Here is a 26,749-nt window from a genome sequence, read left to right as displayed (position 1 = left end):
CCGTAGGAGCGGGCTTGCCCGCGAACGGGGCCGCGAGACGCCTTCGCCGGCAAGCCGGCTCCTACAGGGGCAAGCTCAGCCGGCCTGTTGCTGGAACATTTCCCGGGCCCGCCGGCCGATTTCCTCGGCACTCAGTTCCTCCTTGCGGCTGGCGAGGAACCACACATGCCCGAAAGGGTCGCGCAGGCTGCCGCTGCGATCGCCGTAGAACTGGTCCTTGACCGCCGACACTTCGGTGCCGCCCGCGGCGATCGCCTGGGCAAAGCGGCTGTCGACATCTTCCACATACAGGTGCAGCCCGACCGACGTCTTGTGGGCTTCCGGGCTGCCCATCGGGGTTTGTTCGCAAGGGCTGCCGAGCATGATGGCCGAACCGCCGATGCGCAGTTCGGCATGGCCGACCCTGCCGTCGGGCATGTCCAGGCGCATGATCTGCACCGCGTCGAAGGCCTTCTTGTAGAACTCGATGGCCTCGGCGGCGCGCTGGATGCCCAGGTAAGGGGTGACGCCGCTGAAACCTTCGGGAATGGGATTGACGCTCATCGGGGTTTCTCCTTGATCTTGTTGTTGGGGCGACGCTGACGCCGCGTGGAGCAGGCTTCACTCTATACCCGGGCCCTTGCCTGCCCGGCACGGGCCGACGAGGTGTTGTCCAGGCAACACTGGCCTACTGTTGGCCCATCAACAGCGTTCCAGCAATCTGCCCGGCAGAGGGCCTGAGGCAGGGGTGAAATACCTACCCAAGTCCTTGAATTCATTGGGGCAGGCTTTAGGCACAGAAGCTGCAATGAGCGGCAGTCACCTTCATTCGCTCGAGAGCGCCGTATGCCTGCATTGCCTGAATCTGCCGTTTATCCCCTGCACACTCCCGCTGCCCATGTGATCCGCGATGGCGCCGAAGCCCTGGCCGTGGCCCGGCAAGTGGCCGCGATCCTGCTGGAGCAGGACGCCGAGCGCGACCGTACCCGGGAAGTACCGGCGCAGGTGGTCGACCTGTACTCCAACAGTGGCTTGTGGGGCATCAGCGTGCCTCGCGAATTCGGCGGCGCCCAGGTGTCTTATGCAGTGCTGGCCGAGGTCATCGCGATCATTTCCGCTGCCGACCCGTCCCTGGGGCAGATCCCGCAGAACCACTACTGCCTGCTGGAAGACATCCGCCTGCAGGGCACGCCGGAGCAACAGGCGCACTTTTTCACCCTGGCCCTGCAAGGCCATCGCTTTGCCAATGCGTTGTCGGAAACCGGCGGCAAGAACGTTCAGGACATCCAGGCCACTGTCCGCCGCTCGGGTGACGGTTATGTGATCAATGGCCGCAAGGGCTACTGCACCGGTTCGCTGTATGCCCATTGGCTGGCGGTGCTGGCCCTGGACGAGCAGGGCAGGGGCCAGCTGGCATTCGTGCCTCGCGGCAGCGAGGGGCTGGCGGTGATCGACGACTGGGACAGCATCGGCCAGCGCACCACCTCCAGTGGCACCGTACTGGCCCAGGACCTCAAGGTGCCGGCCTTCAACCTGTTTCCCACCTACCGTTCCTACGAAAGCCCGACCCTGGCCGGGCCCTTCGCCCAGTTGACCACGGCCGCCATCGACGCCGGGATTGCCCGGGCGGCGCTGCGCGACACCATCGCCTTCGTGCGTGAGCATGCCCGGCCGTGGATCGATGCCGGGGTGGAGAAGGCCAGTGAAGACCCGCTGACCATCATCCAGGTGGGGGCCCTGGAAATTCGCCTGGAAGCCGCCGAGGCCCTGCTGGAACGGGCCGGCCTGGCCCTGGACGCGGCCCGCCCGGCGCCCGATGAAGACAATGTGGCCCGGGCCTCCCTGGCGGTGGCCAAGGCCAAGGTGCTGACCACTGAAATCGCCATCGAGGCCAGCAACAAACTGTTCGAACTGGGGGGCACCCGTTCCACCCTCAAGCGCCACAACTTCGACCGCCACTGGCGCAACGCCCGGGTGCATACCCTGCACGACCCGGTGCGCTGGAAATACCACGTGGTGGGCAACTGGTTGCTCAACGACATCAAGCCACCGCGCCATGACTGGTCCTGAACCATGGCCGAACTGTTCAAGAACATTTACTGGGCCGATATCGCCCAGGCCTGCGTCGATACCCTGAGCATGCTCGGCGCGGCCCTGGGTTTTACCGTGCTGCTGGGGCTGCCCCTGGGCGTGCTGCTGTTTCTCACCGGCAAGCGCCAGTTGCATGAAGCGGTGGGCCTGTATCGGGTGCTGTCGGTGCTAGTCAACATGCTGCGCTCCTTGCCCTTCATCATCTTGCTGATCGTGCTGATTCCCCTGACTACCTTGCTGGTGGGCACCTCGCTTGGCGTGCCGGGCACTATCCCGCCGCTGGTGGTGGGCTGCACGCCGTTCTTTGCCCGGCTGGTGGAAACCGCCCTGCGGGAAGTGGACCGCGGGGTGGTGGAAGCGACCCAGGCCATGGGCGGCAGCACCTGGCAGATCATTCGCCACACCTTGCTGCCCGAAGCCCGGGGCGGTCTGCTGGCGGCGGTCACGGTGACCGCCATCGTGCTGGTGGACTACACCGCCATGGCCGGGGTGATCGGTGGCGGCGGCCTGGGCGACCTGGCGATCCGCTACGGCTACCAGCGTTTCCAGACCGATGTGATGGTGGTCACCGTGGTCCTGCTGCTGGTGCTGGTGCAGGCCCTGCAGATGACCGGCGACCGCCTGGTGGCGCACTACAGCCGCCGTTGAAGCGATTTCTTCGAACCCAACCCGAAACACGGCCCCACGTGCGCCCCACGACGGCTGCCTGCCTCTGCCTTAGGAGCAACCCATGAAGAAGACCCTGGCCGTATTGGCCGCCGTACTGTCCCTGAGCGTCAACGCCAACGAAAAGCTGCTGGTGGGCGCGACCCCGGTGCCCCACGCCGAGATCCTCGAATTCGTCAAACCGCAACTGGCCAAGGAAGGCGTGGACCTGCAGATCAAGGTGTTCACCGACTTCATCCAGCCCAACCAGCAGCTGGCGCTGAAGAACCTCGACGCCAACTACTACCAGTACCGGCCGTTCCTCGATGACTTCAACAAGACCCGGCACACCGACCTGGTGCCCGTGGTGGGGGTGCACATCGAACCGTTCGGCGCCTATTCCACCAGGATCAAGAGCATCGCCGAGCTCAAGGACGGGGCCAGTGTGTCGATTCCCAACGACCCGGTGAACACCGGCCGGGCCCTGGTGCTGCTGGATGAAGCGGGGCTGATCAAGCTCAAGGACCCGAGCAACACCCTGGCCACCCAGCGCGACATTGTCGAGAACCCCAAGCACCTGAAGATCCGTGAACTGGAAGGCGCCTTGCTGGCCCGCTCGGTAAGCCAGGTGGACCTGGCGTTTGTCTTCGCCAACTACGCCCTGGAAGCCGGGATCGATACCAACAGCGCCTTGATCGTGGAGAAGGGCAAGGACCTGTACATCGAATTTCTGGTGGCGCGCCCGGACAACATCAACGACCCGCGGATCCAGAAACTGGCCAAGGCGCTGAACTCCGACGCCGTGCGCCAGTTCATCCTGACCCGCTACAAAGGCCAGATCGCCCCCGGCTTCTGAGCATCTGCCCCCTTGTAGGAGCTGGCTTGCCAGCGAACGGGCCCGCGAGATCGCCTTCGCCGGCAAGCCGACTCCTACGGGGAGGCGGATTGTAGGAGCTGGCTTGCCAGCGAAGAGGCCCGAGAGATCGTCTTCGCCGGCAAGCCGGCTCCCACAGGGCGAGGCGGGTCAGGTGCGCTGTTGCGCCTGCTCCCGGTATTGCTGCTGGGTGTCGTCCAGCAGCACCTCCCTGAGCGGCACCGCCCCTACGGCCAGGGCTTTCTCGATGCTCAGGTCGTCGCCCCGGGCCGCCAGCAGGGCTTGCAGCCGCTGGAACTCGCCGCACCAGATGGTCTCGATGTCTTTGTCGCGCTGGGTATCGCGCTGGGCGCTGAGGGCTACCGCGCGTACCTGCAACCGGCCGTTATCGGCATTGCCGCCCACCTCCACGCCATACCCCGGAGTGGCGCCCTTGCGCAGCACCACCCTGCCGTCCTGGGCCCAGGCGGTGGCCATGCCCTCGCGAACTTCGTAGCCCAGGCTGGCCAACCCTTCGAGTACCGCCTGGCGGCGGGCCAGGGCGGCGCGTTGTTGCAGCTCGGCTTCGATCAGCGCACTGAAACGGGCAATCAGCCCGTCCACTGGCGCCATATGGGCCAGGCTGCATTGGCCGGCCTGGGCCAGCTCGTTCTCGGCGGTTGCGGGGCACAAGGTCGCCACTTCGCTGGCCAGTTCCTCAAGGCGCGCCAGGCGCGCGCGGCGCTCCTGGCTGTCGCGGGTGGCCTGGGCCAGCTCCAGCACCAGGCTGTCCAGCAGCAGGTTGCGCTGCTGCACGCGGGTTTCTGCATCTATCTGGCGCAACTTGGCCAGGTAGGGTTCGGCGCTGGCCTGATCATCAAGGGTCAGCAACTGGGCAATGTGCTGCTCGATGCGTTCCAGTCTGGGTTCCGCTTGCTCATGGGCGGCGCGCCACTGCGCCAGGGTCTGGGTTGGGGTTTCGCCTTGCAGGCGCCGGGCCAGTTGCTGCTGGGCCTCGCTCAGGCCCTGTTCTTCGACTGCCGCCCCCAGGCTGGCGAAACCCTGGGCCAGGATCGACTCCACAGCCGGCACCGGCTGCCCATCGGCAATCGCCCGCAACGGCTCCAGCAATTGGGCTGCGAGCGGCTTGCCTTGCAGGGCGCCCAACAGGATGGCGGCGTTTTCCCGCTGGCGGCGGGCCAGTTGGCGCTGTTGCGTGGCTTGCTGCACGGCGCGGTTTTCCCGTTGTTGCAGATCGTCCTTGAGGAACTCGATCTCGATCGGTACCTGCTTTTGCAGGTCCTGCAGGCGATCGGCCTCGATCAATTGGCGCAACTGTTTGAACCGCTCGTGGGTGGCGGCCCGTTCCTGTTCGGTCAGTTGCCCCAGGCGTTGTGCCTGCTCTTCCCAGCGGGCAATCACCTGTTCCAGGCGCCGCAGGTGGCCGGCGCAGATCTCCAGGATTTCTTCACGGGTGACGATACGCACCACTTTCGGGCCGCTCATGGGGTTTGCTCCGTGTCTGCCAGGGCTTGGGGCTGCGTCACCGAATCGGCACCGGCCAGCGGCTGCAGGGCCTGCTCGATGGCGGCCTGCAGGCGAGCGCGCTCGCTTTGCGGGTCGTGGTACCAGGCCTGCGACGAGACCCGGTGCAGGTGGGGAATGGCCCGGCGCAGCACCGAAGGGCGCCAGATTTCCCGGGAGCGAGCGCGGGCCAGGAGGCCGTGGCGCGGGGTATCGCATTCGATGCCCAGGGCATAGAGCCCGGTATCGGGATGCTCGATGGCAAAGTCCAGGCCGAAGGCATCCCCTTCGTTGGCGCTGACCGGGCTCCAGCCCAGGGTGCGGATGAACGCCGCCACCGCCTGGGTGAAACCGTCGCTGTGGGCGTTGTGCTGGACCTTTGCATCCTGGCGCTCGGTGACCAGGCGCCCCAGCAGGCTGTGGCCGCTGGCAAACTCCCCGGCCGACAGGGCGCGGGCGTACTCCAGGTAGCCTTGCAGGTAGTCCCGCGGGCTGGCGGGCGGGCGCTGGGTGGTGAGCATGTCGGAGATATCGGCAATCGGCATCGAGGTGATCATCACCACTTTGCGCCGGGCCCGGGTCACCGCCACATTGAGCCGGCGCTCGCCGCCGGTCTGCCCCAGGACCCCGAAGTTGCGGCGGAAGCTGCCCTGGCTGTTACGCCCGAAGGTCGAGGAGAACACGATGATGTCGCGCTCATCGCCCTGGACGTTCTCGACGTTCTTGACGAACACCGACATGTCCTCGCCGTCCTCGCTACGTTCTCGCTCCTGGCTGTAGGCTGCACGAAACGTCGGATCCTGCTCGGCGCGCAACTCCAGGCGCTCTTCGATCAGGTCGGCCTGCTTGCGGTTGAAGGTCACCACCCCCACCGAGGGGCGTTCGGCGTAGGGCGCCTGCCAGAGCTCGGCCAGGTAGTCCACCACCCGTTCGGCCTCGTCGGGGTTGACCTGCTGCTGGTAGACGCCGTCCACGCGGATCAGCTCCAGCGGCTTGATGGCGAGGATATTGGCCTGGGGATGGCGTACCGGGATGCTCAGGCGGTTGCCGTAGAACGAGGCGTTGGAGAAACCGATCAGTTCGCGGTAGGCCGAGCGGTAGTGGATCTGCAGGGTGGTAGAGGGTAGCGAGCTGCGAGCCAGTTGCAGCAGATCCGGGCAGTCCTTGATTTCGCGGCGGTTCCAGGTGTCTTCGAAGGCCTCCCGTTGTTCCTCGTCGGCATCGGCGTCCGGCTGGTCGCCATCGAACAGTTCGGCTTCGTCGCTTTCCACCCGGCTGGAGAAGAAGGCGGTGGGCGGCATCTGCTTCTCGTCGCCGCTGACCACCGTGACCCGGCCCCGGTACAGGGTCGGCAGGGCGAACTCCACCGGCATCTGCGAGGCTTCGTCGTAGATCACCGTATCAAACAGCCCGGGCTTGAGCGGCAGCACCCGGCTGGCCACGTCCGGGTTCATCAGCCACACCGGGCGCAGGCTCATCAGCCCCAGGCCGGCGCCCATTTCCATGAACTCGCGCAAGCGTCGCGAACGACGCCCGGTGAGGCGGGTCACGTCCTCCCACTGTTTGCGGGTGCCCAGGCGCGACAGCTCGATGCCTTCACTGAGCAACTGACGGTTGAGGTTGCGCATCTGGGTGTCGGCCTCGCCCAGGCTGGCGATCTTCGCCGCGGTTTCGCTGTGCTCGAGCATCAGCTCGGGTTGGCGTTGTTCGATCTGGCGCTTCCAGCCCAGCCGCGCTTCGCGGTTGAGCATGCGCCGCACCACGGCTTCCAGTTGCTCGGCGGGAATGGCGTCGAGGGCGTCCTGGTAATCGCGCAGGACTACCAGCAACTCCAGGTCCGCCGGCGACAGCTGGCCGGCCCGGGCCCGGAAAGCCTGGTAGGCGCTCAGGGTCGGCAAGGCGTCGCGCAGGCGGTTGAGGGCCGACTGATTGCCCTGGTTGTGCTCCACGCGCTGGCGCAGTTGGCCCAGCAGCTCGGGTTGCAGCCACTGATCCAGGCGCTGCAGGGCATTCAGGCTGTCCTGGCGCACGCTGTGGCGGATAAACGCGGCGTCGTAGCCGGCCAGCAGGCTGTCCAGGGAGCGCCGCTCGCCGGTCAGTACCACCGCATCCAACTGCTCCACCCGGGGGGCTTGCGCCAGGGTCATGGCCAGGGCGCGCATTGCTTGCAGTTGCCCGAGGTCCTGGCGTACCTGCGGCAGCAGGCCCGGGCCGCAATCGCTGGCGATTTGTGCAAGGCTCAGTTGCTGATGCAGTTGCTGCAACTGGTTGCGCAATGGCCGCCACTGGCTTTCCAACTGGGCCGCCGCCAGCAGTTCCGGCAGGCGCTGCGGCTGGGCCGCGGCGCCCTGTTCGGCGAGGAAGGCCAGTAACTGGCGCTGGCGGATCAGGCGCAGCGGGTTGAGCCGCGCCAGCCAGGAGCGACCCTGGATAACGGCGCGGGCGCGTTGCTGCAGGGTGCGCAGTTGGGCCGCGGGCAGGGCGCTGAGGCCCGGCGCCAGGTCGGCCTGGTAAGCGGCGGCGTCGCACTGTTCCAGTTGTTGAGCCAGTGCCTGCAGGGCCTGGATCAGCCCGTCGCCCTCTGCGGCCTGGCCGTTGCTGCCACGAAACAGCGGGAGCCAGCGTGCCAGCCGTTGGCGACGCTCATCGTCCAGGCCCAGCAGGCTGTGCAGGTGCTGGTCGAGCCAGGCGCGGTAGGGCGCCGGGTCGTCGACTTCGAAGTCGGCCGGGTGCGCCTGCAGGGTTTCCAGGCGCTGTTCCTCGCAGCTCAGCAGGCGCTCGAAGCCCTGGTTGAACGCTTGCACCGTGGCGGCGTCGGTGGGGAAGGGCTGGAGCTGGGCCAGGGCGCTGTGTTCATAGTGGGCCGGCAGCCACAGGCGGATCAGCGGCGCGCAGGCCTCTTCCAGGCGGGTCAGGCTGGCGATGTCCAGGGCCGCCAGGTGCTGGCGCAATACCGGGACATCCAGGGCCGCTGGCCCCTGTTCCAGGCCGATCAGCTCGCCGATCAACTGGCGGTAGCTCAAGCCACAGTGTTCATCGATGCGGTGCAGGCTCTGGTGGAAGCGATCCAGTTCGCCCTCCAGGGCTTCGATGCGTGCCGCCAGGCGTTCACGCTGGTGCAGCCAGGGTTGCTGGACGGCATCGTCCTTGAACAGGGCCTCAAGCTGTTCGCGGACACTGCGGATCACCGGTTCGCGGTCACGGTTGATGTCGTTGAGCATCACCACCCGGTTGCCCAGGCCTTCTGCCACCAGGCGCTTGTGCACCACTTCCAGGGCGGCGTGCTTCTGGCAGACGATCAGCAGGCTGCGCTGGCGGCCGATGGCGTCGGCCACCATGTTGACGATGGTCTGGCTCTTGCCGGTGCCGGGCGGGCCTTCCACCAGCAGCCCGGGGGCGTGACGGGCCTGGAGCACCGCGGCTTCCTGGGAGGGGTCGCTGGCCACGGTAAAGAAGCGCTGCAGTTCAGGCGCGAGCGCGGTGGCAGCGCTGTCGCCGCTGTCGGGCTCCGCGGGGTTCAGGCGCAGGGCGGTTTCCAGGCCGGTGCCGCCGGGGGGCAGGGCCTTGAGCTGGCGCAGGTCCTCGCCGATGGCCTGGCCCATGAAGGCCACATGGAACAGCACGGCGGCACAGGCCAGTTGATCCTGGTAGGGCTGCACTTCGGTGCTCGGCGGTGGCAGGCTGCCGAGCACCCGGGAGCTGGCAGTGGCCAGCATGCCGAAGGCGTCCATCACGTCGGCGGCCTTGAGCGCCGAACGCCCCAGCAGTTCATCGGCGGCCTTGCGCCAGAGCTTGGCGGCATCGATGCCCAGCAAGGTGTCGAGCCCCGGATTGAGGCGCACCTCTTCACGCTCGCTGTCGAAGACCAGGGCCACCTTGCCGCGGCTGCCGACTTCCAGCAGCAGCTTGACCGGCCACAGCAGCAACGGCGCGATGCGGGTGCGAGTGGTGCCACGCGCGTCCCGGGTCAGGAGGAAGGGGAAGCCCAGGTACAGGCCATCGATCCCGGTGTCGCGCTTGTACAGCGAACTCTGGCGGTACAGGCTGTTGAGCCGTGCATCCAGCTGCGGGTTTTCGGCGAAGCACGCCGGGTCGAGGCTGATGGGCTGGGCGTTGCGCGCCACCAGGTGATCCAGCAGCGCCGGGGCCGGGCTGCGCTCACTGTGCAATTCGTTGAGGTCGACCCGGGCGGTGGTCTTGCCGATGCTCATGCGCACCAGCGGGCCGCGCAGCACCACGCTGGCGACCTTCTTCTCGAAGAAGTCGAGGATCTGCGACACGTAGTGCTGCTTTTGCGGCTCCAGCCACTGCTCTGCGCCGATGGCCAGCAGCACCAGGGCCCTGGCCAGGGGCATGCGGCGTTCCAGGCGGAACTGCTCGGCCCATTCATCGACGCTCGGCACGCCACAACGGGCAAAGCCGCTGATGCGCTCGTCGACTTCACGGTACAAGGCCGGGCGCGGCAGCCCCAGCAGGGCACGCGCACTGGCCGCATCGAAGCTCAGGACCACGGCTTCGCGGGCCAGGGTGGCGGCTTCTTCGAGGATCGCGTCCACCGAGCGGAACTGCCCGATGGCGGCGCTGAGCAGCACGATCAGGTCTTCTTCGCTGATGGAGCGGCGGTCCGCCAGGGACAGGATGCCGTTGTGCTCGCTGTCCGGCAGCAGGCGCTGGCGTTCTTCCCACTGTGCGGCCAGACGGGCGCGGGAGCTGGAGAGCAGGTAGATGCGCAGTTGCTCCTCGTCCAGTTCGATGGCCTGGTGCTGGGCGCGCTGGCGTACCTGTTCGGCCCGCAGCTTGAGCCGCGACAGCCAGTGCTCGGTCTCCAGGCGTTCCAGCAGGTCCGGGGCCGGGCCGCTGATCAAGCGGTAACCGTCCAGGGGATGCTCCAGCAACCAGCCAGGGGTGACGATCTCGCCGCGCTGGATCAGGGGCATTTCCGGGTTCAGCAGTTTCAAGGCGAGCATCAGCCGGGTATCATCGTCCAGCCCTTCGTGCTGGGCCACCTGGCGCAGGCCCGCCAGCTGCCGTGCGGACAAACCGGCCTGTTCGGCCCAGGTGACGATCACCCCGCGCAGCAGATGATCCAGGGCCTGGGGCCAGTGTTCGACTTCGGCGGCAGCCAGGGCGAACGGCCCTGGCCGGCGAAAGCGCCGGCTGCCCAGGGCGACGCTGGCGCCTTCCTCGGCGTCCTCTTCACTGGCGACCGAGGCCGGGACGCTGGGGCTTTCGCCCTGGAGCCAGGCCTGCACCTGAGGCCATTGCCAGCGCTGGTGGCGGTCCCGGGCCAGCAGGCCGCGCAGCAGCAGTTCCAGGCGCGGGTCGAGGTCATCCGGCAGCAGCACGCCGTTGGCCAGAATGTGAATCAGGTAGGCGTTGGCATTGATGCCGGCGAAGCATTCTCCCTGGGTCAGCTGTTCCAGCAGGATCATCCCCAGGCTCCACCAGTCGGAGGCCGCGGCCACGCCCCCGGCAATGGCTTCGGGGGCCATGTAGCGGCTGGTTTCCAGGGGCGAGACGATGTCCAGGTCGAACTCCGACAGCCGCGCCGAACCGAAGCCGCTGATCACCAGGTCCAGGGGCTCGCGGCTGCGCACCAGCAAGGTGGCCGGGCGCAGGTCGCGGTGGCGCAGGCCGGCTTCGCTGAAGGCATGCAGGGCCTGGCCCAGTTCACGGACGATGTGCTGCACCGCGGCCCTGTCGCTGACCACGATCCCCAGGTCGGCCAGGGTGCCGCCGGTGAGTTCCTCGGCCACTTCGAAGGCGCGCTCGTCCCAGCGGCCGGTGAGGATGATTTCCGGCACGTGTTCCCGGGGCAGGCGCTTGAGGGCTTCGTACACCGACGGGTCGGGTTCGGCGCCGGCCTGGTACAGGGTCAGCACCGCCTGGTGCGCGGTTTCCCGGTGCTCGGCGATAAAGCGCTCGCGCACGCCGCCGCTGCTGATCTGGCGCAGCAGGCGCCAGCCTTCGATCACGGTTTCACTGTCGGCGGCTGGGGGCGCTGCGGGTGGCTGTTGCTCCGGGGCGAGCGGGTCGGCGCCGCAGACCAGGCACATCAAGTCGCCATCCGCCATGGCATGACCGTTGCCGCAGAGCAGGGGGGAGCCGCTGTCCGCCGCGACCGGTGGCTGCGGCTCAAGCGCTTCGAGGGTGATGACCGGTTGTGGGTGCCAGCCTTCGGGATGAATCGCTTCGGCGGAAAGTTCCCAGCCGCAGGCCCGGTTGTCTACCTGGCCTTCACAGAAAATTTCGGCCAGTGGGCGTTCAGTCTGGCAATTGGGGCAAAAACGTATCATCGATAGCGGTTCCGGTTAACGGCGGCGTGAGGTGTGGGCGCTGATCTGGAGTTGGTGGCCCTGGTCGTGCAGCAGGTCGCGCAGACGCAGCACGTCGTCACGCCGGGGAATTCCAGCCATCCAGACACTGCCGTCGTCGTCGAACATCACATCCAGCGCGCGGTCTTCGTGGTGCAGCGGGCGCTGGTAGGTGGACAGACGCTGGCGGCCCAGCTCGGTCAAGAAGATCAGGCGCTGGTTGTCGCTGCCCCGTAGGACCAGCGTTTGCGCCTGTTGTTGCTCGAAGGGGTCGCAGATCAATGCATCCAGCAGGCCTTCGGCTTGTTGCAATAGCGGTTGCAGGGTTTCCAGGGAGTGGCCGCTGTAGACCAGGATGTCGACCCCGGTGCGCTCGCGCAGGCCTCGAAGCAGGGCCAGCAGCGCCTCGGGCTGGTCGAAGGGCTCGCCGCCGGACAGGGTGATGCCTTCGGCCCGGGCCAGCCAGGGTTGCAGGTCGTCCAGCACCTGGGCCAACGGCAAGGGGTGCTTGCCCGGCCCCCAGGTGTCCGCGGAAATGCAGCCTGCACAGCGGATGCTGCACCCCTGGAACCACAGGCCCAGGCGTTGCCCCGGCCCCAGGGTGGTGACCGGGAAGTGCACCCGCGACAGGCTGATGTTCACGAGGCGCGGGCAAGCAGTTGCAGGCCGCCGGCCTGCAGTTGGCGGATTTCGAAGGATTGGCCGGGCTGCGCATCCTGGTCGAACAGGGCCCGGGCCAGGGGGTTGAGCAGGTGCGCCTCCAACTGGTTGCGAATGCCCCGGCCACCGTTGGACAGGTCCTGCAGGCACAGCTGGCGCAGGTTGTGCAGCGAGTCGTCATCGAGCTGCACATGCAGGGCCTGGGCCGCCAGGTCGGCGAGGATATTGCCGACCATCTGCTGGAAGATCTGCTCGGCGATGTCCGGGCGGATGAAGTCGAAGACGATGATGTTCTCGCCGATCCGGTTGAGGATTTCCGGGCGGTTGAGCACCAGTTTGAAATAGCGCTCGATCTCGCCCTGGACCTTGCCTTGCACCGCTTCGAAGGCTTCGCCGGGCTGGACGTTGGCGACTCGCTCGCCGTTGTCGCCCTGGCGGTAGATGCCCAGGTTGGAGGTGAAGACGATCAGCGCCTCGGAGAAGTACACCCGGTCGCCCCGGCCTGAGGTAAGCACACCGTCATCAAGGATCTGCAGGAACTTGTCGAGGATCCGCGGGTGAGCCTTTTCGATCTCGTCGAACAGCACCACGCTGAAGGGTTTTTCGCGGATCGCGTTGGTCAGTTCGCCGCCCACGTCGTAGCCGACATAGCCGGGTGGTGCGCCTACCAGGCGCTGGTCGGCGTGTTCGGCGCTGAATTCCGACATATCGAATCGGATGTACGCGCTTTCATCGCCAAACAGCAGGCTGGTGATGGTCTTGGCCAGTTCGGTCTTGCCGACCCCGGTGGGCCCGGCAAGAAAGGCCACGCCCCGGGGCCGGTTGCCCTTGCGGCTGGCGCCGACCCCGGTCATGGCGCGCTTGACGATATCCAGCATGTGGGTCACGGCGTGGCCCTGGCCCTTGACCCGCTGGCGGATGAAGCCGTCAGCCTGGCGGATGCGCTGGCGGTCGATCTTCAGCCAGGGGTCTTCGGTGACCCCGACTTTATAGCGGCGTACGGCATCGCCGATGCGTTCCATGGCCAGGCCTTCGACCCGGGCCAGCTGGACGATCGCGTTGAGGTCGAGCAGCAGCAGGCCCTCGGTGTTTTCGACGAAGGCCCGCACCGCGCTGTCGCGGCTTTCTTCGCTTGCCTCCTGGGCGCCGGGCAGGCCGCGCAACAGTGCCGGAGCCAGGGCCTGGCGGGCCTGCTGGTCGGGTTTGGACACGGGAATCGGCCGCAGGCGTGGGTTGTCGATCAGCATCCAGTCGGGCAGGTCGCCTTCCTTTTCCACCACCCAGAGAATGCTGTTGAAGAACGGCGTGCGCTGTTCCCCGGCCGGGCGGCTGCGGGCCTGGTGGGACAGCACCAGGGCCTGGGTGAACAGCTGGTGTTCTGCGGCGCTCAGGGCGTCGTTGCGGATCACCAGGCGTGAAGCGAAATCGACAATCAGGGCCAGGGGCGCGCCCTGGCGCTCCACCAGGCGCGGCAAGGTCGCCGACAACAGGTCGAGGCCGGCCGGCGCGGCCCCGTCCACCGGGGTCAGGCCCAGCTCGCGCAGCAGGTTATCGGCCTGGGCCGGCTCGCTGCCGGGGGGCAGCAAAACCCTGAGGCCGCCAAGGGGATCCCAGCTCAGCACCTGCGCATAGCCGGCTGCCAGCAGTTCATCGCGCAGGTTGAGGTTGAAAGGCTGGGGGGTGATAACCCCGGGGGCGACCTCACTGGCCTGCAGGTCGCGGACGTTGCCGGACAGTACGAACTGGCTTTTCAGTGGGAGAAAGCGCAGCAGATCGCGCAGCCAGCGTGGCTTTTCGAAAGTGGCAGTCCTTGGCATGGAAGCGGAGCTCGTCGTAGGAAGCAGGACGCGACATTAGCATAGGGACGTTTTTACTTACGATGCTCCACAGGCTTTCTTACCTGTCAGCGCTGAGCGGGAATCCGGCTTGCGAGGGAAGAGACCCGTGAGATCGCCTTCGCCGGCAAGCCGGCTCCTACGAATATGAACGCGATGTTGCTGCAGGCGCTGGCTACGGGGTGTCGGTGGCGGCGTCGGGCTCCAGCAGGCGGGCGCCCGGGCCGGCGTCTCCCAGGGCATCTCCATAGTTGCGCAGCGGGCACCCTTCCATGGACAGGCAGCCACAGCCAATGCACTGGTTCAGCCGCTCGCGCAGCAGGCTCAGTTGGCGGATGCGTTCGTCCAGTTCGCGGCTCCACTGTTCCGACAGGCGCTGCCAGTCCGCGGCAGTGGGCGCGCGGTCAGCGGGCAGGGTCGCCAGGGCCTGGCCGATCTCTGCCAGGGGAATGCCCAGGCGCTGGGCCACCTTGATCAGCGACACCCGGCGCAGCACCGAACGTGGGTAGCGGCGCTGGTTGCCCGCGTTGCGATGGCTGTGGATCAGGCCCTTGGTTTCGTAGAAATGCAGCGCGGTGACGGCTACGCCACTGCGGGCCGACAGTTGGCCGACGCTCAGCTCTTTATGACGGGAGTCGGGTTCGATCATCAGTGGACCTCGGGAGGAAAAATACGCTTGACCTTGACTTAACTAGAGGTTTTACCCTGCGGCGCATTCAACAGCAATATTCTGTTTGCCCCCAGTGGAGAGTGATCCATGAGCGCCTTTGAAAAGACCCGCAGCTTTACCCAATTGATCGAGTTCGAGATCGAGCCCCATCAGCAACAGGCCCTGGTATCGGCCCTGGCCGAGCAGACCGAGCGCCTGGCCCAGGGCTATGGCGGTTTTCTGAGTGCCAGCGTGCAGGCCAGCGACGATGGCCGGCGGGTGCTCAATTACCTGCAATGGCAATCCCGGGAAGCCGGCGAAGCGGCGTTCCGGCGCTTCGAGAACGGCGAGCAGGATTTCTGGCAGTTGATCCTCGCCCACCAGGCCAAGACCGTGACCTTCGGTTCATTCCAAGTGCGCAGCAGCATCGCCCGTAGCCACGACAATGCCTTGCACTGCGACCTGCCGGGCTAGATCGACAGTTGCAGGGTGCGCTCGTTGGGCGCATCGATGGGGCGCCGCTTGTTCACCGCCAGTTCGCCGATCTTGATCAGCCGGGTCCGGGTGACGTTGCGGCTCAGGCCCAGCAGGTTGGCGGTGTGCACCTGGTTGTAGTGGCTGAAGCGGTAGGCCGCGCGCAGCAAGGCATCCTCGACCTTTTCGTGCAGGGCCCCGGCCTGTTCGGCGAAGAGTTTTTCAAAGGCCCGTTCCAGTAGGGCCTCGGCAGAGTCGTCGTGGCTCGGGTGGCTGTCGTCGGCGCGTTCGATGCGCATGTTGGACAGGCGCAGGTCGTCGCGCTGGATCACCCCGTTGCGGCAGATCAGCAGGGTGTGGTGGATGACGTTTTCCAACTCGCGGATGTTGCCCGGCCAACTGTAGCTCTTGAGCTTGTGCTCGGCCTCGGGGCTGATGCTGATGCTGCCGTAGCCCAGGCGCTGGCTGTAGGCCTCGATGAAGTGCCGGGTCAGCGGCAGGATGTCGCCGGGGCGCTCGCGCAGCGGGCTCAGTTCCAGGCTGACCACGTCCAGGCGGTAATACAGGTCTTCGCGAAAATGCCCGGCGTTGATGGCCTTTTCCAGTTGCACGTTGGTGGCGGCCAGTACGCGCACATCGATGGGAATGCTCTTGCGCGAACCCAGGCGCACCACTTCGCGCTCCTGCAGCACCCGCAGCAGCTTGACCTGGATGGCCATGGGCAGGTCGCCGATCTCGTCGAGGAACAGGGTGCCGCCGTCGGCCTCTTCGAACCACCCGGCCTTGGCGCTGAGGGCACCGGTAAAGGCGCCTTTCTCATGGCCGAACAGTTCCGCCTCCACCAGGGATTCGGAGAAGGCACCGCAGTTCACCGCCACGAACGGTCGGTTGCGCCGGGCACTGAGGTTGTGGATATGGCGCGCCACCAGCTCCTTGCCGGTCCCGGTTTCGCCAATGATCAGCACGCTGGCTTCGCTCGGTGCCACCTGTTGCAGGTGCGCCAGCAGGGCCTGGGATTTCGGGTCCTCGAACACCTGGGCGGTGGCGCGGATCGAGGTCGCCAGGGCGGGCGAAGGGGGTAGGGTCAGAAGCTGCATCGGCACTCTCCGTCGAACAGAAGGCTAGGAGTAGAAAGTCGGGGTTGGCAGGGACTGGTTCAGCGCCCAGTCGCCCAGCTCATGAAGCTTGTAGTCCAGCGGGTCGTGCAGGGTCTGGGTGCGCAGGTTGCGCCAGTGCCGGTCCAGGCCCAGGGAGGCGTGGGTCGAGCGCGCGCCGGTGACTTCGAACAGGCGGCTGCACAGCTCCAGGCCCTGGCGGCTGGCGGCGACCTTGGCGGTGGCGATGGCCGTGGCCAGGTGCCCGCGCTCTTCGGCGCTGAGGGCCGGGCCCTTGGCCCAGGCCTGGTCCAGCAGCGCGGCGGCCCGCTCCACCAGCAGGCGGATGCCTTCCAGGGCGACCCAGAATTCGCCGTAGTGGCTGAGTATGTAGGGGTCCTGGCGCACGTCCTGGGCGCTGGACTTATGCCAGACCCGGGTTTCGCCGAGGGTGTACTGCCGGGCTTCTTCGAAGGCGCCTTCGGCGATGCCGAGGAACATGTGGGTGAAGGTCAGTTGGGCGATCAGCGGGCGCAGGCAGGCGAATGGTGTGCTCAGCGGGCCGGGGTCCAGCAGCAGTTCCGACTCCTCCACCCGTACCCGTTCGAAGGTGGCGCTGCCGCTATCGGTCTGGCGCTGGCCGATGTTGTTCCAGTCGTGGTGCAGGGTGATGCCGCTGCGGCCGCTGGGGATCGCGGCGATCAGCAACTTGCCGCCATTGCTTTCATCCACTGCCGAGGCAATGAGCATTTCCGAGTCGCTGGCACCGGAGCAGAAGCTCTTCTTGCCGGAAAACTCGCGCCAGCCCCCCAGGTTCCGGACCACGGTGCGGGTGTCCAGTGGGTTCAGGGCGTTGCCCCAGAACCAGTTCTTGCGTGCGGTCTGTTCGAACCAGGGTTGCCACTGTTCGGGTTTGGCAAACAGGCGCACGGTGGCCAGCATCAGGTGGTGGAAGCCGAAGACATGGGCGATGGAGCTGTCGACCCGGGCGAATTCGCGGACGATGTTCAGCGTCTCGCTCCAGGGCGCGCCGAGCCCGCCGAACTGGCTGGGAATGCTCAGGGCCAGCAGGCCGCTTTGGCGCAGCGCGTCACGCTCGGCCTTGGGGGTGCCGCCGCGCTCGTCGCGTTCGACGGCGGTCAGGGCAAACTCGGCGGCCAGTTGGCGGGCGGTCTGCAGGGGGGACAACAGGGCGCTTTGCGGTTTGGCAGTCACGCGGTGTTCCTCGTTCGTGGCCGTTGTGGCGGCCGGGAAAAGGTGCTGCGAGCTGCAGGAACTGGCTTGCCAGCGAAGCGGGCCGGAAGATCGCCTTCGCCGGCAAGCCGGCTCCTGCAACAGCATTGGGGATTTCAGCGGCTGTTGGGCAACACGTCGTTGGCGATCATTTCGCCGAACGGCCCGGTGAGGTTGGTGACACCGCGGCCGGCCAGGCTGGCATAGGGCTCCGGCAGCAGCGGGAACACCAGCTCGGCGAAGCGATAGGCTTCTTCCAGGTGCGGGTAGCCGGAGAAAATGAAGCTCTCGATTCCCAGGTCCGCGTACTCCTTGATGCGCTCGGCCACTTGCTGCGGGTTGCCCACCAGGGCGGTACCGGCGCCACCGCGCACCAGGCCGACCCCGGCCCAGAGGTTGGGGGCGATCTGCAATTGGTCGCGGCGCCCGCCGTGCAGCGCTGCCATGCGCCGCTGGCCTTCGGAGTCGAAGCGGGAAAAGGACTGCTGGGCGGCGGCGATGGTGTCGTCGCTGATGTGCTCGATCAGCTTGTCCGCGGCTTTCCAGGCTTCGTCCTCGGTCTCACGCACGATCACATGCAGGCGGATGCCGAACTTCACCGTGCGGCCCTTGCGCGCTGCACGTTCGCGTACGTCGGCCAGTTTCTGCGCCACCGCCGCCGGTGGCTCGCCCCAGGTCAGGTAGACATCCACCTGGTCCGCCGCCAGTTCATGAGCGGCCTCGGAGGAACCGCCGAAGTACAGCGGCGGGTAGGGTTTCTGCACGGGCGGGTAGAGCGCCTTGGCGTTCTGCACATGCAGGTGCTTGCCTTCGAAGTCCACGGCTTCGCCTTGCAGCACCCGACGCCAGATCTGCAGGAATTCGTCAGTGACTTCATAGCGTTCGCTGTGGCTGAGGAAGCTGCCGTCGCCGCGGTTTTCGTCCGGATCGCCGCCGGTGACCACGTTGATCAGCAGGCGGCCGTTGGACAGCCGATCCAGGGTCGCGGCCATGCGCGCGGAAACCGTGGGGGAGATGATCCCCGGGCGGATCGCCACCAGGTAGCGCAGGCGTTCGGTCAGGGGCACCAGGGCCGAGGCGATCACCCAGGAGTCTTCGCAGGAGCGCCCGGTGGGAATCAGCACACCGTGATAGCCCAGGCTGTCCGCGGCCTGGGCCACTTGCTTGAGGTAGTTGAGGGTGACCGGGCGCGCGCCCTGGGCAGTGCCGAGGAAATGGCCGTCGCCGTGGGTCGGAAGAAACCAGAACACATCCATGACAGCTCCTCAGGCGATTTTCAGCAGGTGGGTCGGGTGGGCGCGAAACAGCGGCGCGGCCCGTTCGGCGGCGAGCTGGATGCGCGCTTTGAGCAGGTCGCTGGTGATCTGGTAATTGCTGAAGTCGGCCTCGGTGGCGTACACGCCGATCGGCAGGGTCAGGGCCTGGAAGAAACTGAACAGTGGGCGTAGCTGGTGATCCAGAACCAGGGCATGGCGTTCGCTGCCACCCGTCGCGGCCAGCAGCACCGGGGTATCGATCAGGGCATTGAGATCGATCAGGTCGAACAGGTGCTTGAGCAGGCCGGGATAGGAACCGCGATACACCGGGGCGGCGACGATCAGCAGGTCGGCGTTCTCGATGGCCTGGAGTTCGGCTTCAACCTCGGCCGGCAGTTCCTGGCGCGACAGGGCGGCACCCACCGGGCGGGCGATATCCCCCAGTTCGATCAGGTGGGCGTTGAAGGACAGGTGCCCGGACAGTTCAGCCAGCAGGGCCTGGGTCAGCACCAGGGTGCGCGATGGGCGCCAGGTTCCACCGGAAAGGGCTACGACGTTCAAGGGGCGGGACATGATCACTTCCTTTTTAAACAGTGGCTCAACGAGCAGTGGCAGGTCCCGGGCTCTGGAGCAAGAGCTGTACCAAAGACTTGCAGCCCTTGTACGGCGCGGTTTTGCGCTGATCTGCAGTTGCCGGGTGCTGTTGCCCAACCGCTGTTTTGTTGATCGGCTGTTGCCTGGCCAACAGTTGCTCTGGCAACAGTTGGCGGGCGAGATGGGACTGTTATAAAGGCTTGTTGTTATTCCTCAAAAGAGCTTGTTTCCATATTTATAGAGCTTTATTGAATATGAAGGTGCGCAGCCCCCTGGCCTTGCAACGATCGATAGCCACTATCGAGCAGGGTGATTTTTGCCGCTGATGGCGCGCGAGTAGCCTGTGTCCATTGTTCGCAACCCGCCCCAGGTGCTCGCCATGAAGGCTTTCTCTGCTGTCTTGCTGTTGTTGGTTTCCAGTGTGCTGGCCGGTTGTGCCAGCCCCGGTGCACCGGAGTTGCGGCCCTATACCGCGCAGGAAACCCGGGAGCTGGCTATGGAGGCGTTGAACCGGCGCGGTTTGTCCTTCGATGAATACCAGCAGAAAAAGGCCGAGTTGCTGGGCCGCCCGGCGAGCTTCGACAGCCAGGGTGAAATGAGTGCGCAGCGTAATATCAGTCGCCATCAACCTGCCAGTTGAGAAAAACTGTACTGGTCCAAGTTTTCAGCAACTGTCCGTGGGTTTCAGCCTGAGGCTGGGTTAGGGTCGAGGCCTGACCGACCTGCCCCGGACCTTGCCCCCATGAGCCTTTCCCCTGACCTGCTGTTGGCCTTCGCCCTGTTTGCCCTGGTCACTTCCATCACGCCCGGCCCCAACAACACCATGTTGCTGGCCTCGGGGGTGAACTTCGGCTTCAACCGTTCCATTCCTCACATCCTCGGCATCAGCTGCGGTTTCTTTGTCTTGGTGCTGGCGGTCGGCCTGGGCCTGGGGGCGGTGTTCGAGGCCTACCCGCTGCTGTACAGCGTGCTGCGCTACGTTGGCGCAGCGTACCTTTTGTACCTGGCGTGGAAGATTGCCCGTTCCGGGCCGCTGTCCGATGAACAGCAGCACCATGGTCGGCCGCTGGGCTATTGGGGCGCCGCGGCGTTCCAGTGGGTCAATCCCAAGGCCTGGGTCATGGCAGTGGGGGCCATCAGTACCTACACCCCGTTGCAGGGCTACTTCACCAATGTGCTGGTGATTGCCGCGGTGTTCGCGCTGATCAATGCGCCCACGGTGAGCCTCTGGGCTGCGTGCGGCAGCTTGCTGCGCAATGTGTTGCGCAACCCGCGCTGGTTGCGCCTGTTCAATCTGTTGATGGCCGCCTTGCTGGTGCTTTCCCTGGCACCGCTGTTGTTCGAAAAGATGAGTTGAACGGCGCTTCATGGCGCTGCCTCGAGCCTGTAAGCTGCGATGCAGGAGCGTTCCTACGCACTTTTAAACGAAGATGTTCTTCTTTAACTGCATCCGATCGGGTATTGCTCAAGGCCAGCCGTTGCCGCGCCGCCTATGCATGGCGCATGGCTGCCTCGCCTTTTTGCCAGCATATGCCGACCCTGGAACAAGCTCTGCGGGTTTTCAGTCATGAACAAGCGTCCTCTTTATTTCGACTACGCCGCCACCACGCCGGTGGATGAGCGAGTCATTCAGGTCATGCTGGAGTGCCTGGGTTTCAACGCCCATTTCGGCAATCCGGCGTCCAGTTCACACGCCTTCGGCCGGGAAGCGCGCGGCTACGTCGAGCGCGCCCGGCAACAAGTGGCACAACTGGTCGGTGCGCAGCCCGAGAAGATTGTCTGGACCTCCGGCGCTACCGAATCCAACAACCTGGCCCTCAAGGGGGTGATGCAGGCCCGGGGCGTGAGCGGCGGCCATGTCATCACCAGCCAGATCGAACACAAGGCGGTGCTCGACACCGCCCGGCAACTGCAGGAGGCCGGGGTCGCAGTGACCTACCTGGTGCCGGATGCCGATGGCCTGATCACCGCGCAAGCGGTCAGCGAAGCCCTGCGCGACGACACCTTCCTGGTGTCGCTGATGCTGGTGAACAACGAACTGGGCACCCTCAACGACATTCCGGCCATTGGCCAGGTGGTGCGTGAGCGTGGCGCCCTGTTGCATGTGGATGCCGCCCAGGGTGCGGGCAAGGTGGCCATCGATCTGGCCCGGTGGCCGGTGGACCTGATGTCGTTCTCGGCCCATAAGCTATATGGCCCCAAGGGCATCGGCGCGCTGTATGTCGGGCCGCGGGCGCAGCAACACGTGCAGGCGCAGATTCATGGCGGCGGCCATGAGGGCGGCTTGCGCTCCGGAACCCTGGCCACCCACCAGATCGCGGCCATGGGCGCCGCCTTCGCCCTGGCCGGCGAACTGTTCGAGGAAGAAACCGCCGCCATCGTGCGCCTGCGCGGGCGCCTGCTGGAGCAACTGGCGGGTATCGCCGGCCTGCGCTTGAATGGCAGTGTCACCCAGCGCATTCCCCACACCCTGAGCCTGACCTTCACCGAGGGAGGTTTTGATGGGGCGGCGTTGGGCGCGGCCCTGGCCTTTTCCGCGACTTCGGCCTGCAACTCGGCAAGCAATGCGCCTTCCCATGTATTGCTGGCGCTGGGGCATGATGCCGGGCAGGCCGCGCGTACCATCCGCTTGAGCCTCGGGCGTTTCACCAGCGAACAGGATGTGGATCGCGCCGCTCAACTGATCCAGGCGGCGACCGCTTCAGCCCCTGCGTTCTGGGCCACAACACAACCTTGAGGGTCGAGTGACTTCGATCTTCCATAACAATGATTAAGCCGGTTAAGGAGACACAATGAGTACCCAGCCTTCGACCAATGGAGTGGTCCCCCAGCGCTTGGCGCATGTCCGTCAGCTGATGAGCCGCGAAGGCATTCACGCCTTGCTGGTGCCCTCGGCCGACCCGCACCTGTCGGAATACCTGCCGGGCTACTGGCAAGGGCGCCAGTGGCTGTCGGGGTTTCATGGGTCGGTCGGGACCTTGATCGTGACCGCTGACTTTGCCGGCGTATGGGCCGACAGCCGTTACTGGGAGCAGGCCACCAAGGAACTCAAGGGCAGCGGCATCGAACTGGTGAAGTTGCAACCGGGCCAGCCCGGGCCCCTGGACTGGCTGGCCGAGCAGACCCCGCAAGGTGCGGTGGTGGCGGTGGACGGCGCGGTCATGGCCTTGGCTTCGGCCCGTACCCTGGGCAGCAAGCTGCAGGAACGCGGGGCCAGCCTGCGTACCGATATCGACCTGCTACAAGAAGCCTGGAACGACCGCCCGTCATTGCCTGATCAACCGGTCTATCAGCATCTGCCGCCCCAGGCCACCCAGAGCCGGGTCGAGAAGCTTGCGGCGTTGCGCGAAACCCTCAAGGAGCGCGGCGCCGACTGGCATTTCATCGCTACCCTCGATGACATTGCCTGGCTGTTCAACCTGCGCGGCGCCGATGTGTCCTTCAACCCGGTGTTTGTCTCCTTTGCCCTGATCAGCCAACAGCAGGCGACCTTGTTCGTGGCCTTGAGCAAGGTCGATGAGGCATTGCGCGCGCAACTGGAGATGGATGGCGTCAGCCTGCGCGACTATTCAGAGGTGTCCGCGGCCTTGCAGGCAGTGCCGGAGGGCGTAGCGTTGCAGATCGACCCGGCGCGCGTCACCGCGGGCTTGCTGGAGCACCTGAACCCCGGGGTGAAGCTGCTGGAGGGGCTCAACCCCACCACCCTGGCCAAGTCGCGCAAGAGCCTGGCGGACGCCGAGCACATTCGCCAGGCCATGGAGCAGGATGGCGCGGCGCTCTGCGAATTCTTCGCCTGGCTGGACAGCGCCCTGGGGCGTGAACGCATTACCGAACTGACCATCGATGAGCGCCTGACGGCCGCCCGTGAGCGGCGCCCGGGTTATGTCTCGCTAAGCTTCAATACCATTGCTGCGTTCAACGCCAACGGCGCCATGCCCCATTACCACGCCACGCCTGAAGAGCATGTGGTGATCGAGGGTGATGGCCTGTTGCTGATCGATTCCGGCGGCCAGTACCTGGGGGGCACCACCGATATCACGCGCATGGTGCCGGTGGGGACGCCGAGTGCCGAGCAGAAGCGCGATTGCACCCGGGTGCTCAAGGGCGTTATCGCGCTGTCCCGGGCGCAGTTTCCGCGGGGCATTCTGTCGCCGTTGCTGGATGCCATCGCCCGGGCGCCGATCTGGGCCGAGGGTGTGGACTACGGGCACGGCACCGGGCATGGCGTCGGTTATTTTCTCAACGTTCACGAAGGCCCGCAGGTGATTGCCTATCAGGCCGCAGCGACGCCGCAGACCGCGATGCAACCGGGGATGATCACTTCGATCGAACCCGGGACCTACCGCCCTGGCCGCTGGGGCGTACGAATCGAGAACCTGGCGCTCAACCGTGAGGCGGGCAAGACCGAGTTCGGTGAGTTTCTGAACTTCGAAACCCTGACCTTGTGCCCGATCGATACCCGTTGCCTGGAGCCATCGCTGCTCACCGAGGATGAGCGCGAATGGTTCAACGGCTATCACGCCGAAGTCCGCCGGCGCCTCAGCCCGCTGCTGGAGGGCCCGGCCCTGGAGTGGTTGCAGGTTCGTACTGCGGCTATCTGAGCAAAGATGTCACCCGCGCAAGGCGGGTGACGTCACGCGATGGGTTCCTGGCAATGGCGTGGCTGCTGCCAGGGACAGGGCAGGTTACTGCGCGTTCAAGGCTTCGCGGACGAAATCCAGGCGGTCCTGGCCAAAGAACAGTTCGTCTCCCACGAACATGCTGGGCGCGCCGAACACACCTTTTTGCAACGCCTGTTCGGTCTTGTCCTTGAGGGCGGCCTTGACCTCTTCGTCATTGCTCAGGTCGAGGATCTGCTGCGGGTCGAAGCCACCTTGCTCCAGGACCTGGGTGATGGTGGCCGGGTCGTTGAGGTTGCGTTTGTCCACCCAGAGTGCGCAGAACAGGCAGTCGAGGAATTCACCGAAACGTTCCGGCAGGCGCAGTTGTACCCCGGTGGTGGCGCGCATCAGCAGCAGGGTATTGATGGGAAAGTGCGGATTGAAGTTGAGCTCCACCCCATAGCGCCGGGCAAAGCGCGCCAGGTCGTGCAGCATGTACCGGCCCTTGGCGGGAACACTGATGGGGGAAGCATTGCCGGTGGTCTTGAAGACCCCGCCCAGCAGCATGGGCTGATACACCAGCTGGCTATCGGTTTCGACGCAGATTTTTGGCAGTTGGGTATAGGCCAGGTATGAGGTCGGGCTACCCAGGTCGAAGAAGAACTCCACCTTTTTGCTCATGTTTTAGACTCCTTGATTGTTGTTATCGGAGAAGGCCTTACCAGCGTTCGTTCCACGGGCGCAGGTCCAGCTCGAAGGTCCAGGCGTCCCGGGGCTGGCTGTGCAGGTACCAGTAGTTTTCGGCGATATGCTCGGGGTTGAGGATGCCGTCCTGGTCCTTGAGGGCGTATTTTTCGGGAAAGCTGGTACGGATGAAATCGGTGTCGATGGCACCGTCGACGATGACATGGCCGACATGGATGTTCAGGGGGCCCAGTTCCCGCGCCATGCTCTGGGCCAAGGCGCGAATGCCGTGCTTGGCCCCGGCGAAGGCGGCAAAGCCGGCGGCACCGCGTACGCCTGCGGTGGCGCCGGTGAACAGAATAGTGCCGCGTTGGCGTTTGGCCATGCGCTTGGCCACTTCCCGCGCATTGAGAAAGCCCGAAAAGCAGGCCATTTCCCAGATCTTGAAATACTTGCGTGCGGTTTCTTCAAGAATGCTGCAGGGCACATTGGCGCCAATATTGAAGACAAAGGCCTCGATAGGGCCGATCTGGGTTTCGATCTGCTCGATCAGCGCGATCACGTCCTCCTCTTTGCGTGCATCACAGCCAAAACCATGGGCCTGGCCGCCGGACTGCTGGATAGCGTCCACCAGGGGTTGCAGTTTGTCCGCGCTGCGGCGGGTCATGCAGGCAATAAAGCCTTCGGCGGCGAAACGCTTGGCAATGGCACCGCCGGTCGCGTCGCCGGCACCCACTACCAGTACGACTTTGTTCTTGTTCAAGGTTGCAGTCATGGGAGGTTCGCTCTTTGGTAAACGATCGTTAACTAAACGAACGTTATGCTATGATTTTTCAGTCGTCAAGAGAACTTGGGAGCCCGTCAGGGAATGCGTTATTCAGCCAGTCACAAGCAGGAAACCCGCGAGCGTCTGCTGCAAAGCAGCGCGGCGCAGGCCAAGAACGAAGGTTTTTCCACTGTGGGGGTGGATGCCTTGATGAAAGCCATTGGCCTGAGTGGCGGGGCTTTCTATAGCCACTTCACCTCCAAGGACGAATTGTTCAGCTCGATTGTCGAGCGCGAGTTGAGCCAGAGCCTGGCGCGCCTGGGCGGGGAGGGGCAGCAGAATCAGGAGAAGTTGCGTCGCTGCCTGAAGCAGTACTTGAGCGTGGCGCATCTGCAACAGCCGGGTGCTGGCTGCGCACTGCCGGCATTGGGTGCGGAGATTGCCCGGGGGAGCCTAGAGGTGCGGCAGGAAGCGCAGGACTGGATCTGCCGCTTGCACCAGGCTTGGGCGCAGACTCTGGGCAGCGAGAGCCTGGCCTGGTCGATCCTGTCCCAGTGCGTTGGCGCGTTGGTGGTAGCGCGAATGCTGGTGAACCCAGCCATTCAGCATCAGGTACTGGCGTCCAGCCATGAGCAGATCATCGGGCAGCTGGAGCGGCTGCCCGCAAGTTGACCGGCAAGGCTATTTACAGATGACGATCATGCTGCGGCTGGTGTAGCCGGCAGGGTTCAGGCCGAAGGGGTAGTCGCCTGGGTCTTCCACGGCATCACCGGACTTGGCGATGACCTTGTAGCCTTTGGGGCCGCAGGACTCAGTCGCCTTGGTGTAGCACTTTTCCCAGGAAGAAGATAAACCCGAGCAGTTGATGTGGAGTCCTTTCTTGCCCCGTTTGACTTCGGTTTTCGCGGTCGCCGCGCAGCCTGCAATTGCAAGTACGGCCAACAGTATCAAAAATCGTTTCATCCCCGTCCTTATCGCTAGCCCCGGATCTGGCGTCCGAGTGTGACTGCATTACTTGTCGTCTTTTGCGTGTGCGATATCCCTGTCCGGCAACTCCCTGGGCGACGTTGAGTAGCCGGCTAAACATGGCCTAAATGAGCACCAATTACCAGAGTTGAATCTCAATCAACTGCAACTATTGGTTTGGCCTCGCGGCGCATGGTCATGGTGGCGCCTACGGAAGCCAGGATGATGCAAGCGATTGCCGTCCACTGGGACAGGGACAGGTACTCGTGGAGGAACAATAGGCCGGAAAGCGCGCCGAAAGCGGGCTCGATACTCATCAGGGTGCCGAAGGTACGGGCTGGCATGCGAGTCAGGGCAACCATCTCCAGGCTATAGGGGAGGGCTGTGGACAAGATGGCGACTCCCAGGGCAACCGGGATCAGGGAGGGGGTCAGTAGTGCGGCGCCGGCATGGACTATGCCTATGGGTGCAACAAAGAGAGCAGCAATCATGACGCCCAGGGCGGCGGTCTGAATGCCGTTCTCGGCTCCG

The 26,749-nt window shown here is 65.3% G+C and carries 24 protein-coding genes (1 of these 24 only partly in view); 10 read left to right on the top strand and 14 right to left on the bottom strand.

Annotation, left to right across the window (positions count from 1 at the left end; translation table 11 throughout):
- Positions 1–75 precede the first annotated feature (75 nt).
- Complete coding sequence (locus ABCR88_RS22985) at positions 76–543, bottom strand: VOC family protein (protein ID WP_011062443.1); 468 nt, start codon at positions 541–543, stop codon at positions 76–78.
- 282 nt (positions 544–825) lie between these two features.
- Between ABCR88_RS22985 and ABCR88_RS22980 the strand changes: the two genes are divergently transcribed.
- The 3 genes from ABCR88_RS22980 (at position 826) to ABCR88_RS22970 (ending at position 3,571) form a co-directional block, all read left to right on the top strand.
- A complete protein-coding gene (locus tag ABCR88_RS22980; RefSeq protein WP_171820727.1) occupies positions 826–2,049 on the top strand; it encodes an SfnB family sulfur acquisition oxidoreductase in 1,224 nt (407 codons plus the stop codon).
- Positions 2,050–2,052: 3 nt separating this feature from the next.
- Positions 2,053–2,718 carry a methionine ABC transporter permease gene (locus ABCR88_RS22975; RefSeq protein WP_011062441.1) on the top strand — a complete coding sequence of 222 codons (666 nt, stop codon included), beginning with the start codon at positions 2,053–2,055 and terminating at the stop codon, positions 2,716–2,718.
- Positions 2,719–2,800: 82 nt separating this feature from the next.
- The gene (locus ABCR88_RS22970; RefSeq protein WP_011062440.1) at positions 2,801–3,571 is read left to right on the top strand and encodes a MetQ/NlpA family ABC transporter substrate-binding protein; all 771 of its coding nucleotides are present in this window, start codon (positions 2,801–2,803) and stop codon (positions 3,569–3,571) included.
- 168 nt (positions 3,572–3,739) lie between these two features.
- On the opposite strand, the gene ABCR88_RS22965 is transcribed toward ABCR88_RS22970, so the two are convergent.
- The 5 genes from ABCR88_RS22965 to soxR form a co-directional block, all read right to left on the bottom strand.
- Complete coding sequence (locus tag ABCR88_RS22965) at positions 3,740–5,074, bottom strand: hypothetical protein (RefSeq protein ID WP_350403598.1); 1,335 nt, start codon at positions 5,072–5,074, stop codon at positions 3,740–3,742.
- The gene (locus ABCR88_RS22960; RefSeq protein WP_350403597.1) at positions 5,071–11,388 is read right to left on the bottom strand and encodes an AAA domain-containing protein; all 6,318 of its coding nucleotides are present in this window, start codon (positions 11,386–11,388) and stop codon (positions 5,071–5,073) included. Before ABCR88_RS22960 ends, ABCR88_RS22965 begins: the two co-directional genes overlap by 4 nt.
- Before the next feature lie 15 nt (positions 11,389–11,403).
- The gene (locus ABCR88_RS22955; RefSeq protein WP_011062437.1) at positions 11,404–12,048 is read right to left on the bottom strand and encodes a 4Fe-4S cluster-binding domain-containing protein; all 645 of its coding nucleotides are present in this window, start codon (positions 12,046–12,048) and stop codon (positions 11,404–11,406) included.
- The gene (locus ABCR88_RS22950; protein ID WP_350403596.1) at positions 12,045–13,883 is read right to left on the bottom strand and encodes an AAA family ATPase; all 1,839 of its coding nucleotides are present in this window, start codon (positions 13,881–13,883) and stop codon (positions 12,045–12,047) included. The genes ABCR88_RS22955 and ABCR88_RS22950 overlap by 4 nt, the downstream gene beginning before the upstream one ends.
- 193 nt (positions 13,884–14,076) lie before the next feature.
- On the bottom strand, positions 14,077–14,550 hold the full coding sequence (gene soxR, locus ABCR88_RS22945; protein ID WP_011062436.1) for a redox-sensitive transcriptional activator SoxR: 474 nt from the start codon (positions 14,548–14,550) through the stop codon (positions 14,077–14,079).
- 108 nt (positions 14,551–14,658) lie between these two features.
- On the opposite strand from soxR, the gene ABCR88_RS22940 reads away from it, so the two are divergent.
- A complete protein-coding gene (locus tag ABCR88_RS22940; RefSeq protein ID WP_011062435.1) occupies positions 14,659–15,024 on the top strand; it encodes an antibiotic biosynthesis monooxygenase in 366 nt (121 codons plus the stop codon).
- On the opposite strand, the gene ABCR88_RS22935 is transcribed toward ABCR88_RS22940, so the two are convergent.
- The 4 genes from ABCR88_RS22935 to msuE all read right to left on the bottom strand — a co-directional run bounded on the left by ABCR88_RS22935 (position 15,021) and on the right by msuE (position 19,180).
- Positions 15,021–16,121, bottom strand: a complete 1,101-nt coding sequence (locus ABCR88_RS22935) for a sigma-54 dependent transcriptional regulator (protein ID WP_011062434.1) — start codon at positions 16,119–16,121, stop codon at positions 15,021–15,023. The two genes, ABCR88_RS22940 and ABCR88_RS22935, sit on opposite strands and share 4 nt — an antisense overlap.
- A gap of 24 nt (positions 16,122–16,145) precedes the next feature.
- Entirely contained in the window at positions 16,146–17,333 is a 1,188-nt protein-coding gene (locus tag ABCR88_RS22930; protein ID WP_011062433.1) for an acyl-CoA dehydrogenase family protein, read from the bottom strand.
- Between the two features lie 134 nt (positions 17,334–17,467).
- Entirely contained in the window at positions 17,468–18,607 is a 1,140-nt protein-coding gene (ssuD, locus tag ABCR88_RS22925; RefSeq protein ID WP_011062432.1) for an FMNH2-dependent alkanesulfonate monooxygenase, read from the bottom strand.
- A gap of 9 nt (positions 18,608–18,616) precedes the next feature.
- Complete coding sequence (gene msuE, locus ABCR88_RS22920) at positions 18,617–19,180, bottom strand: FMN reductase (RefSeq protein WP_015636469.1); 564 nt, start codon at positions 19,178–19,180, stop codon at positions 18,617–18,619.
- On the opposite strand from msuE, the gene ABCR88_RS22915 reads away from it, so the two are divergent.
- From ABCR88_RS22915 to ABCR88_RS22895, 5 genes are all read left to right on the top strand, one after another.
- Positions 19,179–19,397 (top strand): hypothetical protein, encoded by a 219-nt coding sequence (locus tag ABCR88_RS22915; RefSeq protein WP_350023042.1) that lies wholly within the window; start codon positions 19,179–19,181, stop codon positions 19,395–19,397. The genes msuE and ABCR88_RS22915 overlap by 2 nt on opposite strands.
- 183 nt (positions 19,398–19,580) lie before the next feature.
- A complete protein-coding gene (locus ABCR88_RS22910) occupies positions 19,581–19,841 on the top strand; it encodes a hypothetical protein (protein WP_019092950.1) in 261 nt (86 codons plus the stop codon).
- A 102-nt stretch (positions 19,842–19,943) separates the two neighbouring features.
- The gene (locus ABCR88_RS22905) at positions 19,944–20,558 is read left to right on the top strand and encodes a LysE family translocator (RefSeq protein ID WP_015636467.1); all 615 of its coding nucleotides are present in this window, start codon (positions 19,944–19,946) and stop codon (positions 20,556–20,558) included.
- 210 nt (positions 20,559–20,768) lie between these two features.
- Positions 20,769–21,938, top strand: coding sequence for an aminotransferase class V-fold PLP-dependent enzyme (locus ABCR88_RS22900; RefSeq protein ID WP_041119313.1), 1,170 nt, complete (start codon positions 20,769–20,771; stop codon positions 21,936–21,938).
- Positions 21,939–21,993: 55 nt separating this feature from the next.
- Positions 21,994–23,802 (top strand): aminopeptidase P family protein, encoded by a 1,809-nt coding sequence (locus ABCR88_RS22895; protein ID WP_041119311.1) that lies wholly within the window; start codon positions 21,994–21,996, stop codon positions 23,800–23,802.
- Between the two features lie 84 nt (positions 23,803–23,886).
- Here the strand turns inward: ABCR88_RS22895 and ABCR88_RS22890 are convergent, their stop codons facing one another.
- Complete coding sequence (locus ABCR88_RS22890; protein ID WP_350403595.1) at positions 23,887–24,483, bottom strand: 2-hydroxychromene-2-carboxylate isomerase; 597 nt, start codon at positions 24,481–24,483, stop codon at positions 23,887–23,889.
- A gap of 37 nt (positions 24,484–24,520) precedes the next feature.
- The gene (locus ABCR88_RS22885) at positions 24,521–25,261 is read right to left on the bottom strand and encodes an SDR family oxidoreductase (RefSeq protein WP_019092954.1); all 741 of its coding nucleotides are present in this window, start codon (positions 25,259–25,261) and stop codon (positions 24,521–24,523) included.
- A gap of 93 nt (positions 25,262–25,354) precedes the next feature.
- Between ABCR88_RS22885 and ABCR88_RS22880 the strand changes: the two genes are divergently transcribed.
- Entirely contained in the window at positions 25,355–25,924 is a 570-nt protein-coding gene (locus tag ABCR88_RS22880; RefSeq protein ID WP_011062424.1) for a TetR/AcrR family transcriptional regulator, read from the top strand.
- 9 nt (positions 25,925–25,933) lie between these two features.
- On the opposite strand, the gene ABCR88_RS22875 is transcribed toward ABCR88_RS22880, so the two are convergent.
- Positions 25,934–26,215 carry a hypothetical protein gene (locus tag ABCR88_RS22875; protein ID WP_011062423.1) on the bottom strand — a complete coding sequence of 94 codons (282 nt, stop codon included), beginning with the start codon at positions 26,213–26,215 and terminating at the stop codon, positions 25,934–25,936.
- A 158-nt stretch (positions 26,216–26,373) separates the two neighbouring features.
- Positions 26,374–26,749: the 3' portion of a threonine/homoserine exporter RhtA gene (gene rhtA, locus ABCR88_RS22870; protein WP_350403594.1), read on the bottom strand. 512 nt of this gene lie beyond the right edge of the window; the window shows 376 of its 888 coding nt (coding positions 513–888); its start codon lies beyond the right edge, outside the window — the gene reads right to left on this strand; its stop codon occupies positions 26,374–26,376.

The organism is Pseudomonas sp. W17 (assembly GCF_040268305.1).
Lineage (GTDB): Bacteria > Pseudomonadota > Gammaproteobacteria > Pseudomonadales > Pseudomonadaceae > Aquipseudomonas > Aquipseudomonas protegens.
The sequence above is the reverse complement of the archived record's forward strand: the minus strand, read 5'-3'. Positions and strand labels throughout refer to the sequence as shown.

Coding starts and splice junctions, on each gene's coding strand:
- ABCR88_RS22950 (WP_350403596.1), bottom strand. CDS start 13,883: ATGCCAAGGACTGCCACTTTCGAAAAGCCACGCTGGCTGCGCGATCTG.
- ABCR88_RS22910 (WP_019092950.1), top strand. CDS start 19,581: ATGAAGGCTTTCTCTGCTGTCTTGCTGTTGTTGGTTTCCAGTGTGCTG.
- ABCR88_RS22975 (WP_011062441.1), top strand. CDS start 2,053: ATGGCCGAACTGTTCAAGAACATTTACTGGGCCGATATCGCCCAGGCC.
- ABCR88_RS22970 (WP_011062440.1), top strand. CDS start 2,801: ATGAAGAAGACCCTGGCCGTATTGGCCGCCGTACTGTCCCTGAGCGTC.
- ABCR88_RS22890 (WP_350403595.1), bottom strand. CDS start 24,483: ATGAGCAAAAAGGTGGAGTTCTTCTTCGACCTGGGTAGCCCGACCTCA.
- msuE (WP_015636469.1), bottom strand. CDS start 19,180: ATGTCCCGCCCCTTGAACGTCGTAGCCCTTTCCGGTGGAACCTGGCGC.
- ABCR88_RS22980 (WP_171820727.1), top strand. CDS start 826: ATGCCTGCATTGCCTGAATCTGCCGTTTATCCCCTGCACACTCCCGCT.
- soxR (WP_011062436.1), bottom strand. CDS start 14,550: ATGATCGAACCCGACTCCCGTCATAAAGAGCTGAGCGTCGGCCAACTG.
- ABCR88_RS22905 (WP_015636467.1), top strand. CDS start 19,944: ATGAGCCTTTCCCCTGACCTGCTGTTGGCCTTCGCCCTGTTTGCCCTG.
- ABCR88_RS22985 (WP_011062443.1), bottom strand. CDS start 543: ATGAGCGTCAATCCCATTCCCGAAGGTTTCAGCGGCGTCACCCCTTAC.
- ABCR88_RS22880 (WP_011062424.1), top strand. CDS start 25,355: ATGCGTTATTCAGCCAGTCACAAGCAGGAAACCCGCGAGCGTCTGCTG.
- ABCR88_RS22940 (WP_011062435.1), top strand. CDS start 14,659: ATGAGCGCCTTTGAAAAGACCCGCAGCTTTACCCAATTGATCGAGTTC.
- ssuD (WP_011062432.1), bottom strand. CDS start 18,607: ATGGATGTGTTCTGGTTTCTTCCGACCCACGGCGACGGCCATTTCCTC.
- ABCR88_RS22895 (WP_041119311.1), top strand. CDS start 21,994: ATGAGTACCCAGCCTTCGACCAATGGAGTGGTCCCCCAGCGCTTGGCG.
- ABCR88_RS22900 (WP_041119313.1), top strand. CDS start 20,769: ATGAACAAGCGTCCTCTTTATTTCGACTACGCCGCCACCACGCCGGTG.
- ABCR88_RS22935 (WP_011062434.1), bottom strand. CDS start 16,121: ATGCAGCTTCTGACCCTACCCCCTTCGCCCGCCCTGGCGACCTCGATC.
- ABCR88_RS22885 (WP_019092954.1), bottom strand. CDS start 25,261: ATGACTGCAACCTTGAACAAGAACAAAGTCGTACTGGTAGTGGGTGCC.
- ABCR88_RS22915 (WP_350023042.1), top strand. CDS start 19,179: ATGATCACTTCCTTTTTAAACAGTGGCTCAACGAGCAGTGGCAGGTCC.
- ABCR88_RS22875 (WP_011062423.1), bottom strand. CDS start 26,215: ATGAAACGATTTTTGATACTGTTGGCCGTACTTGCAATTGCAGGCTGC.
- ABCR88_RS22960 (WP_350403597.1), bottom strand. CDS start 11,388: ATGATACGTTTTTGCCCCAATTGCCAGACTGAACGCCCACTGGCCGAA.
- ABCR88_RS22965 (WP_350403598.1), bottom strand. CDS start 5,074: ATGAGCGGCCCGAAAGTGGTGCGTATCGTCACCCGTGAAGAAATCCTG.